Source organism: Actinosynnema pretiosum, assembly GCF_024171695.1.
In the GTDB taxonomy this organism is placed as follows: domain Bacteria; phylum Actinomycetota; class Actinomycetes; order Mycobacteriales; family Pseudonocardiaceae; genus Actinosynnema; species Actinosynnema pretiosum.
The window spans coordinates 87,493-103,338 of sequence record NZ_JAMTCF010000016.1 but is presented as its reverse complement, the minus strand read 5'-3'; the positions used below and the strand labels follow the sequence as shown (position 1 = coordinate 103,338).

8 protein-coding genes are annotated in these 15,846 nt (G+C 74.7%); 5 read left to right on the top strand and 3 right to left on the bottom strand.

Features of this window, described 5'->3' with window-relative positions:
• Nucleotides 1-54: 54 nt before the first annotated feature.
• Complete coding sequence (locus LV78_RS29160) at nucleotides 55-813, bottom strand: AfsR/SARP family transcriptional regulator (protein ID WP_253848931.1); 759 nt, start codon at nucleotides 811-813, stop codon at nucleotides 55-57.
• A gap of 156 nt (nucleotides 814-969) precedes the next feature.
• Between LV78_RS29160 and LV78_RS29155 the strand changes: the two genes are divergently transcribed.
• Together LV78_RS29155 and LV78_RS29150 are read left to right on the top strand one after the other, a co-directional pair.
• Nucleotides 970-1,296, top strand: coding sequence for an alpha-amylase inhibitor (locus LV78_RS29155; RefSeq protein ID WP_253848929.1), 327 nt, complete (start codon nucleotides 970-972; stop codon nucleotides 1,294-1,296).
• A 407-nt stretch (nucleotides 1,297-1,703) separates the two neighbouring features.
• The gene (locus tag LV78_RS29150; RefSeq protein ID WP_253848928.1) at nucleotides 1,704-4,784 is read left to right on the top strand and encodes a S8 family serine peptidase; all 3,081 of its coding nucleotides are present in this window, start codon (nucleotides 1,704-1,706) and stop codon (nucleotides 4,782-4,784) included.
• 112 nt (nucleotides 4,785-4,896) lie between these two features.
• Here the strand turns inward: LV78_RS29150 and LV78_RS29145 are convergent, their stop codons facing one another.
• Both LV78_RS29145 and LV78_RS29140 read right to left on the bottom strand, forming a co-directional pair.
• Complete coding sequence (locus LV78_RS29145) at nucleotides 4,897-5,388, bottom strand: MarR family winged helix-turn-helix transcriptional regulator (RefSeq protein WP_253848926.1); 492 nt, start codon at nucleotides 5,386-5,388, stop codon at nucleotides 4,897-4,899.
• Between the two features lie 106 nt (nucleotides 5,389-5,494).
• Nucleotides 5,495-6,658 (bottom strand): FAD-dependent monooxygenase, encoded by a 1,164-nt coding sequence (locus LV78_RS29140; RefSeq protein ID WP_253848925.1) that lies wholly within the window; start codon nucleotides 6,656-6,658, stop codon nucleotides 5,495-5,497.
• A 247-nt stretch (nucleotides 6,659-6,905) separates the two neighbouring features.
• On the opposite strand from LV78_RS29140, the gene LV78_RS29135 reads away from it, so the two are divergent.
• The 3 genes from LV78_RS29135 (at nucleotide 6,906) to LV78_RS29125 (ending at nucleotide 15,775) form a co-directional block, all read left to right on the top strand.
• Nucleotides 6,906-8,738 carry a chorismate-binding protein gene (locus LV78_RS29135; RefSeq protein ID WP_253848923.1) on the top strand — a complete coding sequence of 611 codons (1,833 nt, stop codon included), beginning with the start codon at nucleotides 6,906-6,908 and terminating at the stop codon, nucleotides 8,736-8,738.
• Nucleotides 8,739-9,256: 518 nt separating this feature from the next.
• The gene (locus tag LV78_RS29130) at nucleotides 9,257-11,104 is read left to right on the top strand and encodes a non-ribosomal peptide synthetase (protein WP_253848922.1); all 1,848 of its coding nucleotides are present in this window, start codon (nucleotides 9,257-9,259) and stop codon (nucleotides 11,102-11,104) included.
• Nucleotides 11,105-11,149: 45 nt separating this feature from the next.
• The gene (locus LV78_RS29125; protein WP_253848919.1) at nucleotides 11,150-15,775 is read left to right on the top strand and encodes a non-ribosomal peptide synthetase family protein; all 4,626 of its coding nucleotides are present in this window, start codon (nucleotides 11,150-11,152) and stop codon (nucleotides 15,773-15,775) included.
• Nucleotides 15,776-15,846 lie beyond the last annotated feature (71 nt).

Genomic DNA, 15,846 nt, shown 5'->3' with positions numbered 1-15,846 from the left:
CCACGTCTAGTCCACTTCGGACTCCCGTCGCACGGTGCGGTCACCGCCGGGTGATCAGCGGAGCAGCGGAACCCTCTCCCCGCGCAGGATCGACCGGTGCAGTCCCCGCAACTCCGGTCCTGGGTCCGCGCCGAGCTCGGCGGCCAGCACCCGGCGGGTCCGCTCGAACAGCGCGAGCGCGGCGGAACCCCGGCCGCCCAGGCACAGCGCGGTCATGAGCAGGACCACGAGCGTTTCCCGCGTCGGCTCCTCGGCGACGAGGTCCGCGAGCTCCGCCGCCGCCCGTCGGTGCCGTCCGGCGGCGAGGTCGGCCTCGGCGCAGGACTCCCAGGCGGACAGCCGCAGTTCCGCCAGCCCCGCGCCGACCCGGTCCCGGAGCGCGTCGTCGGCGACGTCGGACAGCAGCGGCCCCTGCCACAGGGCGAGGGCGGCCCGCAGCGCGCAGGCCCGCCGTTCCGGGTCGGCCAGCTCGGCGGCGCGCTCGACGTCGACGCGGAACCGGTGCGCGTCAACGGTTTCCGGCGCCACCTCGGCGGTGTAGGTCGATCCCCTCGCCACCAGCCGGAACCCGGTCGCGCCGTCCCTAGCGGGGTCCAGCACCCGGCGCAGCCGGGAGACGTGCGTCTGGACGAGAGCCCGCGCGCCGTCCGGCGGATCTCCTTCCCACAGCAGGGCTTCCAGCCGTTCGACCGGCACGGGTCGGCCCGCGCTGAGCAGCAGGAGACCGAGCACCAGCCGCTGCGCGCGCCTGCCTAGCACGACCGGCTCCCCGCGCCGGTAGGCCGTCACAGGGCCGAGAAGCAGAAACCTCATCGGACACCACAGCTCCCCCCAGGTGTGTCAAGCGGGCGTCAAACCCAGGCTGGCAGAGTCCGATCAGCGCGGCAGGGAAATCGATGAAACTGCTGGTAGCGCACCACCGGGGACGATTCGGCCAGAATCGAATCCACTGACGAGGGGGAGTTTTCCATGGACTTCAAGCGCACTGCGGGGAGAGCGGTCGCGACGATGGCGGCGGCCGTGGCGCTGGTGGGTCTGAGCGGCGCGGGCCAGGCCGTGGCCAGCGACGACCTCGGCACGTTGGGCAACGCGCCCACGTGCGTGAAGGTCAGCAGCAGCAAGGGCATCGCCACGCAGACCGGGAAGGCCACGAACAACTGCGGCAGGAGCCTGAACCTCAAGATCATCTGGGCGTTCGGGGCCGACGGGCCGTGCTCGACCGTCGCCAACGGCAAGTCGATCACCAACAAGGTCGCGATCCAGCCGAGGGTCTTCGACGGCGCGAGCACCTGCTGATCCAAGCCCGGAAAGGGGCCGGTCCTGCGGCGGCGTGGGACCGGCCCTCGTGCGTGAGGGCGGCGCGTGGAGCGGGCGGTGGTGGGGCGAGCGGTGGTGGGACGGGAACCGCGCAATCCCCTATTCGGTGCGCCTGCTGGAAGTTCCAGCGCGCCGCCCGCCGCGTTCGCGCAGCTCTTCCGCCTTGACGCCTGACCGGGCTGCGGCTCGGCAGGCGGGCGGTGCGGTTCGGAGGTCCGCCGTCGCCGGAGAAAACAGGCCTGGGCGTGTCAACAACCGGTGGGTCGCGGGGCGTCTCCTCTCCGCGTGCACCGCGCACGCGCAGTCCAGCGGAGGTGTCCTGAGTGGGACTTCGACGAAGAGAGCACGCGGCCCTGGTGGTTGCGGCGGTCGCTGCGGGGTTGGTCGTGGCGCCTGTGGCGCCTGGCGCGCTGGGGGCGCCCTCGGGCGTGGCCGAGCGGGCGGGGGACGTCGCGGAGGTCACCCTGGTGACCGGTGACCGGGTGCGGGTGGTGGGGGGCGAGGTGCGGGCGCTGGTTCCCGCCCCTGGGCGCGAGAAGATCGGGGTGCAGCGGTTCGAGCGGGACGGGCGGGTGCACGTGGTGCCTGCCGACGCGGTGGCGGCCATCGCCTCGGAGAAGCTCGACCTGCGGTTGTTCGACGTGACCGGGCTGGTGGAGGCGGGGTACGACGACTCGCGGCGCGACTCGGTGCCGTTGATCGTGACGCACCGGGACGGGGTGGCGGCTCGGCGGGCTACCGGGTTGCGGGTCGCCGAGGAGTTGCCCGCGGTGCGCTCGGTGGCGGCCAGCAGTCCGAAGGTGGGCGCCGCCGGGGTGTTCGAGTCGTTGGTGTCCGATCCCGGCGTGGAGAAGGTGTGGTTGGACGGGGTGCGCAAGCCCTCGCTCGACCGGAGCACCGCGCAGATCGGCGCGCCTTCCGCTTGGCGGAGCGGGTACACCGGGGCTGGGGTGAAGGTCGCCGTGCTGGACAGCGGGGTGGACGACGCGCACCCGGACCTCGTCGGTCGGGTGGGTGCTCGGGCGAACTTCACGGACGACGCGGACAACACCGACGCCGTCGGGCACGGGACGCACGTCGCGGCGACCATCGCGAGCACGGACGAGCGGTACCGGGGCGTGGCGCCGGGCGCCGAGGTCCTGGACGGCAAGGTCTGCACGACCTGGGGCTGCTCGGACTCCGCGATCCTGGCCGGGATGCAGTGGGCGGTCGACCAGGGCGCGGACGTGGTCAACCTCAGCCTGGGCGGGCCGGACGCTCCCGGCGTCGACCCGGTGGAGGCGGCCGTCGACGCGCTGTCCGCGAGCAGCGGCGCGCTGTTCGTGGTCTCCGCGGGCAACGGCTACGCCGACGGCACGGTGGGCTCGCCCGGCAGCGCGGACTCCGCGCTGACCGTGGGCGCGGTCGACCGGGCCGACGGGCTGGCCCGGTTCTCCAGCCGGGGGCCGCGTCCGGACGGCGGGGTCAAGCCCGACGTCACCGCGCCGGGCGTGGACGTCGCGGCGGCGAAGTCGAGCTCGGGCGTGCTCGGGACGCCCGTCGACGAGGGGCACGTGGCGATGTCGGGCACCTCGATGGCCGCGCCGCACGTGGCCGGGGCAGCCGCGCTGCTCAAGCAGCAGCACCCGGACTGGACCGGGCAGCGGATCAAGGCCGCGTTGATGGGGTCCGCTGTCGGCAATCCGGCGTTGACGCCGTACCAGCAGGGCGTGGGTCGGGTCGACCTCGCCTCGGCGATCACGACGACCGTCACCGCCGAACCGGCCTCGATCGCGCTCGGCGCGCAGGAGTGGCCGCACGGCGACGACGTCCCGGTGACGCGTGAGATCACCTACCGCAACGACGGGAGCGAGCCGGTCACGCTGGACCTGGGCGTCGAGACCAGCGCGCCCGCAGGCATGTTCACCGTCAGCCCTGCGCAGCTCACCGTCCCGGCGGGCGGCACCGGCACGGCGACCGTCACCGGCGACTCCCGGATCGGCGCGGCGGACGGCTCGTTCAGCGCCTGGGTCGTCGCGGGCTCCGGGCCGCGCGTCCCGGTCGGCCTGCACCGGGAGGCGGAGGCCTACGACGTCACGTTCGAGACCATCGGGCTCGACGGCGGACCGGACGAGAACTCCACCACGGTGGTCATGGGCCTGTCGAACGACGACTTCTTCTTCATCAGGTACGAGTCCGCCAAGACGCTGACGCTGACCCCCGGCCACTACTCGGTGAACACCACGTTCCACCGGGAGGACTTCTCCAGCAACGGCACGGTGAACAGGCCGGAGCTGGAGGTCACCGGAGCGGCCACGGTCACCGCCGACCTGCGGACGGCGCCGCTGGTGGACATCGAGCTCCCCGACGACCCGGCGGCGGAGCACCTGTACGGCTCCCCCTTCACGTACCGCCGGCACGGCGACCGCCGGATCGCCTACGGCGCCTCGCTGGCCGGCCCGGACATCCGGTACGGGCAGGTCGGGCAGGCCCCGCCGCCCGGTGACCTCACGACGGTCTTCAGGCACGAGTTCTGGGTCGAACCGGCGGACGTGGAGACGCACTACCGGCTCGCCTGGGTCAGGGACGGGCTGGTGGCGGGCATCGAGCGCACCTTCACCGCGCAGGACCTCGCCGAGGTGCGCACCGACCTCGGTCCCGCCCCGGAGGGGGTCGAGGCCCGCCACGGCGCCTACGCCGACTTCGAGGGCGTCAGCGGCAGCATGGTGATGTACCCGGTGACGCCCTCCGGGCGCGTGGTCGACCGGGTCAACGTCGAGTCGCCCTGGCACTGGGAGTACGAGCTGGGGCGCTTCGGGGAAGCCGGGGTGCACGTCACCGATCAGCGCGACTACCGGGCGGGGCAGGTCTACCAGGAGCGGCTGGGCGTGCCGGTGTCCGGGCCGTCGGGGCGCGCGTCCGGCACCCGCGACGGTGACGTGATCAGCGTCGCGGCCCCGCTGTTCGACGACTCCGACGGCAACCTCGGCGACACGCCGCACACGTCCGCCCGCACGGCGCTGCACCGCGACGGGGTGCTGGTCGGCGAGACGGCCGAGCCCGGTTCCGGGGTGTTCGACGTCGCGCCCGGTGAGGCGGAGTTCCGGCTGGAGGCGTCGTACGAGCGCGACGAGGCGGTCGCGGAGTTCGGCAGCGCGCTGAGCGCGAGCTGGACGTTCCGCTCCGGGACCACCGCCACCCCGGTGGAGCTGCCGCTGGACGTGGTCCGGTTCGCGCCTGAGCTGGACCGCTCCGGGAACGCGCCTGCGGGGGCGTTCGCCGTGCCGCTGGAGGCGACCGGGGCGTTCACCACGACCACCGTGGACGCGTCGTTCGACGACGGCGCGACCTGGACGGCGGTGCCAGTGGTGGACGGTGTGGCGACGGTGCCCAACCCGGCGTCCGGGTGGGTGTCGCTGCGGGTGAGCGCCGAGGGCCCTGACGGGACCTTCGCGCAGACCGCCATCCGGGCTTACCGCATCGGGTGACCGGGTGGGGGGACGTCGTTCCGGCGGCGTCCCCCCGACCGCGTCCCGGCGGGATCGGTGGTGGTGGTGGCGGGCGCCGGGAAGGTCACGGCGTCCCGGTCAGGCACCCTGCTCAGGCGTCCCGCTCCAGCGGGGTCTGGGCCTGGTCGTAGAGGGCGTCCGCGACCTTCTTGCACAGCTCGGCGAAGATGCTGCGCTCGCCCGGCGAGAGGACGGAGCCCGCGACCGCCGCCGCGTCCCGGCGGCTGTCGGCGGCCCGGTTGAGGAACTGGCGGCCCGCGGCCGTCAGGGTGGTGGTCAGCTCCCTGCGGTCCGTGCCGTCGGCGACCTGGGTGACCAGCTCGCGGTCCTTGAGGAAGCGCAGCGCCTTGGACAGGCTCTGCCTCGACACGCCGAGGGCCTCGCTGAGCTGCGACGGGGTCATCCGGCCGCGCAGGCGCAGGTTCTCCAGGACGTCGTACTGCTGCCAGGTCACGTGCTCGGGGTTCGTCCTGGTGCGCCGGGCCACGAGGACGCACTGGAGGTGGGTCAGCGCGTCTTCCAGCTCATCCGGTTCCGCCTGCGCGTCGGTGGGGGTCGGGTCGGACTCGCTCACGGTGGTCATGCGCGCCTCGCAATGCTCCGCTGCCGCCTCCGCGCGAGGCATGACGCCTCCCGGGGGACAATACGGTTTCCGGAGGGAAACAGCTTAGCACGGGTCGCGCGCCTGATCAGGCCGTTGCCGCCTGCGCGCGGGTGAACCAGTTCCGCACGCGCTCGACGTGGTCCCGGTCGAGCAGGGGCAGGTCGCGGTGGCCGATGCGACCGCTGCGGGTGAGCAGGTCCAGGGTGAACTCGTCCGGCGGGAGGCCGACGCGCTCGTCCACGTGCTCGAACCAGTCGCGGCTCACCTCGGCCACGCGCTGCATCCGCTCGACCGCCGGTTTCCGCTCCGCCTCGTAGGCGGCCAGGGCGTCCGGCAGGTCGTCGTGGTCGGTCAGCGCCATCGCCAGCGCGACCGCGTCCTCCATCGCGAGCTTGGTGCCGGAGCCGATGGAGAAGTGGGTGGTGTGCGCGGCGTCGCCGAGGAGCACCGCGTTCCCGTCGCTCCAGCGGTCGTTGCGCACCGAGGTGAACCGGCCCCAGCGCGAACCCGCGCAGAGCAGCCGGTGGCCGCCCAGGAGGTCGCCGTCCTCGGCCAGCAGCGCGGCGATGGCGTGTGCGGTGGCCTCCGGGGAGCGGTCGGGGCGCTCCAGGTCGCCCGCGCGCAGCACCCGGTCGGTGGTCTCCACGATGAAGGTGCTGCGGCCGGGGGCGTACGGGTAGGCGTGCACCTGGAGCGGGCCGTGCGGGGTCTCCACGACGGCGAAGGTGAGCGCGTCGAAGACCCGGTCGGTCCCCATCCAGAGGTAGCGCGAGTCGCGGGGTTCCAGGTGGGCGCCGAACGCCTCGGCGCGACCGGCCCTGGTCGCCGACCCGACGCCGTCCGCCGCGACCACGAGGTCGAACCCGGCGCGCAGGACGGGGAGCGGCGGCGCGGTCGATCCGAAGCGCAGCACCACGCCCCGGTGCGCGCAGCGCTCGCGCAGCAGCCGCAGCAGCGCCCGGCGGCCGACGGCGGAGAACCGGTAGCCCTCGTGCGAGGTCGTGCGCCCCCGGTGGCGCACGTCCACGGACTCCCAGCGGACGAAGTGGTCGACGACGGAGTCGAACAGCTCGGGGTCGGCGGCCTGGACGCCGCCCAGCGCGCCGTCGGAGAACACGACGCCGAAGCCGAAGGCGTCCTCGGGGCCGCCGCGCTCCCACAGCACGACCTCGTGGCCGGGGGCGACCTGCTTGACCAGTGCGGCGAAGTAGAGGCCGCCGGGTCCCCCGCCGATCACCGCGATGCGCATCCGTGACTCCTCCCGCCGGTTCGTTCACGTGTGGCGCGCCGAAGACGCGATAATTTCCCCCAGGAAACCACTCACCGGCGCGCTGCGGCAACCCGTCTGCGCCGCGCCCGCCGATTACCGGAACTCTCTTGTGCCCCTTGGCACACCGGTCGCCGAGGTGCGACCTGTCCCACGGCGTGGTTAGCCTTGGTTACCCGTGAGCAAACACCTGCGGGCTCGATGCTTCGGTTGAACGGGGGACGACCGCGTGGCGGCGCTTCGGGACGACGAGGAGGTGCGCGGGCTGCTGGCCCGGCTGACCGGTCCGCGACCGCCCGCGTTCGCGGTGCTGTGCCGCGAAGGCGACCACGCGGACGTGCTGGTCGGGGAGACGACCACCGCGCCCTCCACAGCCGACATCCCGATCGGCCCGGCCGGATCGGTGGCGCTGCTGCCGTTCCGACTGCTCGCCGAGCGCGGGCTGCCCTGCCGGGACGACGGCGCGCCGCTGCGGGTGCTCGTGGCCGCCGAGCGCCACCTCGTGCCACGGGCGGCGCTGGAGCGGGTGCTGCCCGCAGGGGCCGAGGTCGTCGACGCCCGCTTCGACGAGGACGACGAGTCCTACGCCACGCGGGTGCGTGAGCTCGTGGCCGGACTGCGGGACGGCGGGGTGGCGCACTGCCTGCTGCGGCGCGGGTTCACGGCGCGGCTGCGCAGGCCTGGTCCTGCCTCGGCGCTGGCGCTGCTGGGCGGCCTGCTGCGCGGTGAGCGGGGCGCGTACTGGACGTTCGCGGTGCACGAGGGCGGGCCCGACGGCCTGGCGCTGGTCGGCGCGCCCCCGCAGGGGCAGGTCCGGCTCGCGGGCGGCGAGGTGGTGCTGCGCCCGGTGTGCGGCACGTACCACCACCCGAAAACCGGGCCGACGGTCGAGGGTCTGGTGTCGTTCCTGCGCGACGACAAGGAGTTCGGCGAGCTGGTGACGGCGGTCGACGCGGAGCTGGCCGCGCTGTGCGCGCTCGAACCCGAGGAGATCCGGGTGGAGGGCCCGCTCCTGCTGCCGATGAGCCGCCTGACGCACACCGGCTGCGTGCTGCGCGCCACCGGCGTGCCCGACGCGCGGCGGGCGCTGGCGGGCACGATGTTCGCCGCCACCGCGATCGGCAGCCCGCTCGCGGGCGCGCTGCGGCTGCTCGCGGAGCGCGAGCCGGACGGGCGCGGCCACTACGGCGGCGCGGTGGCGCTGCTGGAGCCGGACGGCTCGCTGGACGCCGCGACCCTGATCCGGACCGCCGAGGTCGAGGGCTCCGGGCGGGTGCGGGTGTCCGTCGGCGCCACCGTCGGGGCCGACTCCTCCCCCGCCGGGGAGACCGCCGAGACCAGGGTCAAGGTCGACGCCCTGCTGGCCGCGCTGCGCGGGTCCGGCGCCGGGGACCGGCCCGCGCCGCCGGCGCGACCCGAGGTGTTCGCCTCGGCCCCGGTGCTCGACGCGCTCGACGCGCGGCGGCGGGAGCTCGCCCCGCACTGGACCCGCCCGGCGCCAGCGCGGCCGGACGACCGGGGGCCGCTGCTCGTGGTGGACCTCGGCGACCAGGGCGCGGCGGCGCTGGCGCACCTCGCCCGCCTGCGCGGGTGGCGACCGGTCGTGCGCGCCGCCGCCGACGTGGCGGCCACCGGCCTCGGCGCGCCGGGCGCGACCGTCCTGCTGGGACCCGGACCGGGGCGCCCGGACGACAGGGGGCTCGACGCGGTGCGCGGGCTCGTGGGCGCGGCGCTGCGCGAGGGGCGCGAGGTGCGCGGGGTGGGGCTGGGCTTCCAGGTGCTGGCCCGGCTGCTCGGCTTCGGGGTGGCGCCCCGGCGGGGCGCGGACCGGCCGGGGGCGGCGCGGGTCTTCGGCGTCCCGAACGAAGTGCTGCCGCACAACGGTTTCGCGGTGACCGGACCGGCGCCGGACGGCGTGGAGGCGCACCGCGAGGGCGGCACCGGGGAGGTGCTGGCGCTGCGCGGCCGGGGAGCGGCGGGGGTGCGGTCCGGCCCCGAGTCGGTGGCGGCGGCGGGCGGGGCCGAGGCGCTGGACGCCCTGCTGCGCCTTTCGGCCCGCTAAACCTCCCGGCGAGCGGTTCACCGGATCCGCGCAACCAGACCGCCCGCCTTGGGCCCGGCCGCCGCCGGATTCCCCCCCGAATGGACGACGGGGCGCTGGACCGGCGTCGCCGATAGATGATTGTTCTTCGCGATTGATTTCCTGAAGGATATCGTCTCGAAAAGAGCGGGAACATCATCCCGACATTCCCCCGGATCACCGCCCAAGTGCGGTGCGAACGACTCGCCTGCCCGCGCATCCTCGGTTGAGCAGCCCAACGCAGTACCCAGTGACCTCGGCTTTCATGTCACAAGAAGCCAAGTGCCACCGGCCGGTCGAGAATCCCTACACCTCTCGGCATAGCTCTTCTGTATACCTTTGCAGAAATCACCCGATCGTGTTGACACCTCAAGCCGGGAGTAGCAAACTGATTTCCCAGGGACAACCAGATGGGCGAGCGGGTCGTGTCGACCGAGCAGCCGTCATCACTTCGTCCCGCCGGAAACCCCCGTCTACCTCTCCGTGAGGAGGACCGTGTCGTGCGGGAACAGGCAGTGCCGGAACAAGCAGCGCCGGAACGAGCAGCAGGACGCCACGAGACCGGGAGCGCCGCTCCCCCACCCGTGCTGACCGCTTTGTTCGAGCGGGTGGTCGAGCGGTTCGGCGACCGACCCGCGCTGGTCGAGGGCGACCGCGTCACCGGCTACGCCGAGCTGGACCGCGGCTCCGACCTGGTCGCCGCGCGGCTGCGCGAGCGGTGGGGCGTCGCCCCCGGCGAACCGGTGGGCGTGCACATGGCCCGCAGCACCGAGCTGTACGCGGTGCTGCTGGGCATCCTCAAGGCGGGCGCCTGCGTGACGCCGCTGAACCCCGAGCACCCCGAGCGGTTCGTGGCCCGCGTGGTCGCCGAGTCCGGGATGCGGGTGGTCGCGCACGACGGCGAGCTGGACTTCGGACCGGCGGTCCGCACCGCGCCGGTGGCGGTGCTGACCGAGGACGACGGCGGCGCGGTCGCGAAGTCCGATGTGGACCTCGACGGCGACAGCCCCGCGTTCCTGATGTTCACCTCCGGCTCGACCGGCCGCCCCAAGGGGGTGCGGATCGCGCACCGGGGCCTGGCCCGCCTCGGCCCCGACCAGGGCCCGCTGGCCGTCACCGAGCGGGACGTCCTGGTGCAGCTCGCGGCCTACTCGTTCGCCGCCTCGACCATCGAGATCTGGCTGAGCTTCCTGCACGGCGCGAAGCTGGTCGTGCTGCCGCCCGGCCTGCCGTCGCTGCCGGTGCTGCGCGACGCGCTGCTGCGCCACCGGGTGAGCGTGCTGAGCGCGCCCGGCGGGCTGTTCAGCGTCCTGGTCGACGAGGAGCCCGACGCGCTGGCGGGCCTGCGTGCGGTGCTGCTCAGCGGCGACTTCCCCTCCCCCGCGCACCTGGCCAAGGCGGCCGGGCTCACCGAGGGGGTCGTCTACAACGGCTACGGCTGCACCGAGAACTCGACGATCTCGCTGCTGCACCCGATCCGCACGCCCGAGGACGTCGACCGGCACGACCGGGTCCCGGTGGGCAGGCCGCTGCCCGGCGTGCGGGCGCACGTGCTGGACGACGACCTGCGGCCGTGCCCGCCCGGCGAGGTCGGGCAGCTGTGCCTCGGTGGTTCCGGCGTGGCGCTGGGGTACCTGGACCAGCCGGAGCTGACCGCCGAGAAGTTCGTGCCGGGACCGGACGGCTCGGTGCTGTACCGGACCGGCGACCTGGCGCGGCGCACCGACGACGGCGACGTCGTCCTGGTGGGCCGGGCCGACAGCATGGTGAAGATCCGCGGCTTCCGGGTGGAGCTGAGCGAGGTGGAGCTGGCGCTGCGCGCGCACCCGGCGGTCGGGCAGGCCGTGGTGCGGGCGTTCGGCAGCGACGAGGAGGAGAAGCACCTCGGCGCCTTCTACTCCACTTCGGACGGACGCGAGCTCCCGGTCGACGACCTGGTGGCCTACCTGTCGGGCGAGGTGCCCCGCTACGCGGTGCCCTCCTCGTTCCACCACATGGACCGGTTGCCGCACAACGTGAACGGGAAGATCGACCGCAGCGCGCTGGCGGACCCGTCGGCGTCCCGAACGGCAGTGGAAGGCGAGGCTGGCATGACCGACTCCGCGAGCTTGCTCGAACCGGTGATCCTCCAGACCTGGAAGGACATCTCGGGCAACAAGCAGTTCACCGCCACCGACTCGTTCCTGGGCCACGGCGGCAACTCGCTGCACTTCGTCCAGCTCGCCAACCGGCTCCAGAAGATCTTCGCGGTGGAGGTCGGGACCGAGGACGTGTTCCGGCACGGCACCGTCGAGCGGCTCGCGGCGTTCATCGCCGAGGTCAGGGAGCGCGAGTCGGCGAGCCGCTGAACCCCGGCGCGCGCCGGGCGATCGAGACGGAGGAGACGAGCGACTGTGAACTCACCACTGGAATCGGCGGTGCTGGAGCTGGCGCGGACGGTCACCGGCGTGGCCGACCTGTCCGCCGCCGACTCGCTGCCCCGGCGCTGCGGCGGCCAGGAGGCGCTGCCCCCGGTCCGCGCGGCGGTGCGCGCGGTGCTCGCCGCCGGGCTCACCGACGAGCTGGCGCGCGGGGCCGACACGGTGGGCGAGCTGGCGGAGGCGGTGGAGCGGCTGCGCGCGGGCGGGCCGGAGCCGGACCGGCCCGTGCTGCGCGCCGGGTTGGCGGAGCGGCGGGAGGACGCCGTCCCGGCGTCGTCCGGGCAGAGCGGCATCTGGCTGGCCGACCAGTACGCGCCCTCGTCCACCGCGTACAACGGCCCGTTCCACGTCCGGTTCCCCGAGGCGCTGGACCCGGAGGCGCTGCGCGAGGCCGTGCGGCGCGTGGTGGACCGCCACGAGGTGCTGCGCACGAACCTGGTGCTGCGCGACGGCGCGCTGACCCAGGTGGTCTCGCCCGAGGCGCGGTTCCGCTACGAGGCGCGCGGGTTCTCCTCCGACGCCGGACTCGCCGCCATCGCCGCCGAGGTCGCCGGGACCAGGGTCGACCTCGGCGCCGACCCGGTGGTGACCGTCGTCTGCGCCACCCGCGCCACCGGGCGCGGGGAGCCGCCGGAGACCGCGGTGGTGTGCGACATCCACCACGCGGCCTCCGACGCGGCCTCCGCCGGGCTGTTCCTCGCGGAACTGCTGGCGCGCTACGACGAGGTGGTCGCCGGTCTGTCCACTGAGGACGGCCGGGACCGGCCCCAGTACGCGGACTTCGCGCGCTGGCACGAGCTGCGGCTCGCGGGACCGGAGCTGCCGCGCCTGCTCGACCACTGGGCCGAGCGGCTCGGCGGCGGGCTGCCCGCGCTGGACCTGCCGGTGGACCGGCCGCGCCCGGCCACCCGGCGCTTCGCGGGCGACGTGCTGCCGTTCACCGTGCCCCCGGCGCTGGTGCGCGAGCTGCACGCGCTGGGCGCGGCCGAGGGCGTCACGCTGTTCATGATCGCCCACGCGGCGTACGCGCTGCTGCTGTCCCGGTACGCGCGGCAGGACGAGGTCGCGATCGGCACCCCGGTGTCGCTGCGCGATCCGGCCGAGGCGCAGGACGTCATCGGCTACCTGGTCAACATGGTGGTGCTGCGGCACCGCCTGGACGACACCACGACCGTGCGGGACCTGCTGCGGGCGGTGCGCGACGAGGCCGCCGACGCGGTGCGGCACAAGTGGGCGCCGTTCGAGAAGGTCGTCGAGCGGGTGCGGCCCAAGCGCGGCGGCGGCTACTCGCCGCTGATCCAGACCATGCTGGTGCTCACCCCGCCCGGCTCCTCCCACTTCGAGCGCGGCGGGCGGCGGCTGCCGATCCACCGCGACGTCGGCCACGGCGCCAAGTACGACCTCTCCCTGGTGCTCCAGCCCGGTGACGGGGGCGAGCTGGCCGGGTCGTTCGAGTACGACACCGACCTGTTCGACGCAGGCACCGCGCGCGGCCTCGGTGAGCGCCTGGTGCGCGTGCTGGCCGAGTTCGCCCGCAGGCCCGGCGCCGCGCTGGGCGAGGTGCGCCTGCTCCCGCCCGACGAGGAGCGCGCGCTGCTGGAGCGCGACGACCGGGTGGCCGGGCGCACGCCGCCCCGGCCGACCTCGGAGCTGTTCGAGGAGCGGGTCGCGAAGTCCCCCGACGCCGTCGCCGTGGAGCACGCGGGCGCGGAGCTGACCTACCGGGAGCTGAACGGGCGGGCCAACCGCCTGGCCCACGCCCTGCGCGGACGCGGACTCGGGGCGGGCGACCGGGTCGGCCTGTACCTGTCGCGGTCGGTGGAGTCGGTGGTGGCGCTGCTGGGCGTGCTGAAGTCCGGCGCGGCCTACGTGCCGGTGGACCCGTCCTACCCGCGCGAGCGCGTCGCGGACATGCTCGCCGACGCGGGCGCGCGGCTCATCCTCACCGACTCCGCGTCGGCCGCCGACCTGCCCGCCGACGTGGCGCGGCTGGAGCTGGACCGCGCTGACCTGTCCGGGTGGCCCGGCCACGACCTCGGCCGGGTCAAGCGGCCCGAGGACGAGGTGTACGTGGTCTACACCTCCGGGTCGACCGGGCGCCCCAAGGGCGTGGTGATCCGCGACGAGACGGTGGCCAACCTGGTGCGGGTGCAGGACCGGGTCTCCCCCGTCGGCGCGACCGGCCGGACCGCGCAGTACATGTCGCTGTCGTTCGACGTGTCGGTGATGGAGATCCTCGGCACGCTCTGCGCGGGCGGCGCGCTGGTGCTGATCCCCGAGGAGGTCCGCAAGGACCTGCACGCGCTGGCGGAGTTCCTGCGGGAGCACGACATCGCCCGCGCGTACCTGCCCTACGTGGCGCTGCAGGGGCTCGCGGCCATCGCCGTGGACGCCGGGCTGCGGCTGGACGCGCTGCGCGAGGTCGCCTCGGTCGGCGAGCAGCTCGTCGTCTCGCCGCAGATCCGCCGGTTCTTCGCCGAGCACCCCCGCGCCCGCCTGCTGAACATGTACGGCCCGTCCGAGACCCACCTGGCGACCTGGCACGAGGTGGCGGGCGACCCGGCGACCTGGCCGGAGGCGCCCGCCATCGGCCACGGCATCCCCGGCCTGCGCCTTGCCGTGCTGGACCGGCGCGGCGCGGTCGTGCCGCCGGGCGTGCCGGGCGAGCTGCACCTGGGCGGCCCGGTGCTGTCGCCGGGCTACCACCGGCGGCCGGAGGAGACGGCGCGGCGCTTCCTGCCCGACCCGAGGAACCCCGGCGAGGTGCTGTACCGCACCGGCGACCTGGTGCGGCGCACCCGCGACGGCCTGGAGTACCTGGGCCGCGCGGACGACCAGATCAAGGTCAGGGGCTACCGGATCGAGCCCGCCGAGGTCGAGGCGGCCATCGACGCGCTGGACCTGGTCGCGGCGTCGGCGGTCACGGCGGTGGACGTCGCGCCCGGCGACCGGCGGCTGGTGGCGTTCGTCGCGGGCGGTCCCGACGACCCCCGCGAGGTGGCCCGCGCGCTGGTCGGCGTGCTGCCCGACCACATGGTGCCCGCGCACGTCGTGCGGGTGGGGCGGCTGCCGCTCACCCCGAGCGGCAAGGCCGACCGCAAGGCGCTGCGGGGCCTGTTCTCCTTGGCGGACACCGGGTCCGACGCGCCCGCAGAACCGCCCGCCACGCCGCTGGAGGAGTCCGTGGCCCGGCTGTGGGCCGAGCTGCTCGGCGGCGGCGCGGTCGGCCGCCACGACGACTTCTTCGACCTCGGCGGCCACTCGATCATGGCCACCGAGCTGGTCTACCGGCTGCGCCGCGAGCACGGCGTGGACCTGCCGCTGCGGGTCGTGCTGGAGGACCCGACGGTGGCGGGCATGGCGGCCAGGGTCGCGGAGGCCGGGGACACCGGCGCGACCGCCGCGCCGCGCCGCCTCGACCTGCGCGCCGAGGTCCGCCTGCCCGACGGCTTCGCGGTGCGCGGGACCCCGGTGCCCGACGACGCGGTGACCGACGCGCTGCTCACCGGCGCGACCGGCTTCCTCGGCGCGTTCCTGCTGCGCGACCTGCTGCGCACGACGGACCTGCGGGTGCACTGCCTGGTCAGGGCCGACGACGCCGGGCGGGCGTGGGAGCGGCTGGTGGGCACCGCGCGGCGCTACGGCATCGAGGACGCGCTCGACCGGTCCCGCGTGGTGGCCGTCCCCGGCGACCTGACGCGCGAGCGGTTCGGTCTGTCCACTGAGGACCACGACGCGCTGGCTGACGCGGTCGACGTGGTCTACCACGCCGCCGCGCACATCAACTTCGTGCTGCCCTACGCCTCGGTGCGGGCGACCAACGTCGACGGCACGTCGCGCGTCGTCGCGTTCGCGGCGCACCGCAAGGTCAAGCCGCTGCACCACACGTCCACCATCGCGGTGTTCTCGCCCGCCGAACCGGAGCGCGTGCTCACCGAGGAGTCCGAGCCCCGCGCGCCGGAGGCATTGGGCATCGGCTACACCCGGAGCAAGTGGGTGGCCGAGCGGATCGTGTCGGCGGCGCGGGACGCGGGCCTGCCGGTGACGGTCTACCGCATCGGCCGCGTCTCCGGGGACAGCGCCACCGGCGCCTGCCAGCCCGACGACTTCCTGTGGCGGCAGGTCAAGAGCTTCATCCAGCTCGGCGCCGCACCGCCCGGCGAGAGCGCGACCACCGACCTGCTGCCGGTGGACTACGTCGCCCGCGCCGTCGTGGCGCTGTCCCGCGACCGGGAGGCGCGCGACCGGGTGCTGCACCTGTTCCACCCGCGCGGCGCCGACTTCGGCACCGTGCACGAGGGCATCCGGGCAGCGGGCCACGAGGTGCGCGTGGTGCCCGAGGACCGCTGGTGGGAGCTGCTGGAGCGCTCGGCGGCCGAACCCGGCGGCAACGCGCTGGCGGCCACCGTGCCGCTGTTCCGCGAGGGCGCGCTGGAGCTGGGTGACAACACCTACCGCAACGACCGCACCGCCGCGCTGCTCGACCGGCTCGGCCTGCCGTTCCCGGACATCGAGCCGGGCGGCGTGGCGCGGATGATCCGCTACTTCGAGCGCACCGGTGAGCTCGCCGGGTCCGAGGTGCCCGAGCCCGCGGCCTGACCACCCGGTCCCGCCGTCCCCCGTCGATTCGACCCGATCCGCCCCGCCGCCGCGCGGGACGTGGAGGAACA

Excerpts from the sequence above, each read along its gene's own strand:
- LV78_RS29160 (WP_253848931.1), bottom strand. The coding sequence starts at position 813 with ATGAGGTTTCTGCTTCTCGGCCCTGTGACGGCCTACCGGCGCGGGGAG.
- LV78_RS29155 (WP_253848929.1), top strand. The coding sequence starts at position 970 with ATGGACTTCAAGCGCACTGCGGGGAGAGCGGTCGCGACGATGGCGGCG.
- LV78_RS29145 (WP_253848926.1), bottom strand. The coding sequence starts at position 5,388 with ATGACCACCGTGAGCGAGTCCGACCCGACCCCCACCGACGCGCAGGCG.
- LV78_RS29140 (WP_253848925.1), bottom strand. The coding sequence starts at position 6,658 with ATGCGCATCGCGGTGATCGGCGGGGGACCCGGCGGCCTCTACTTCGCC.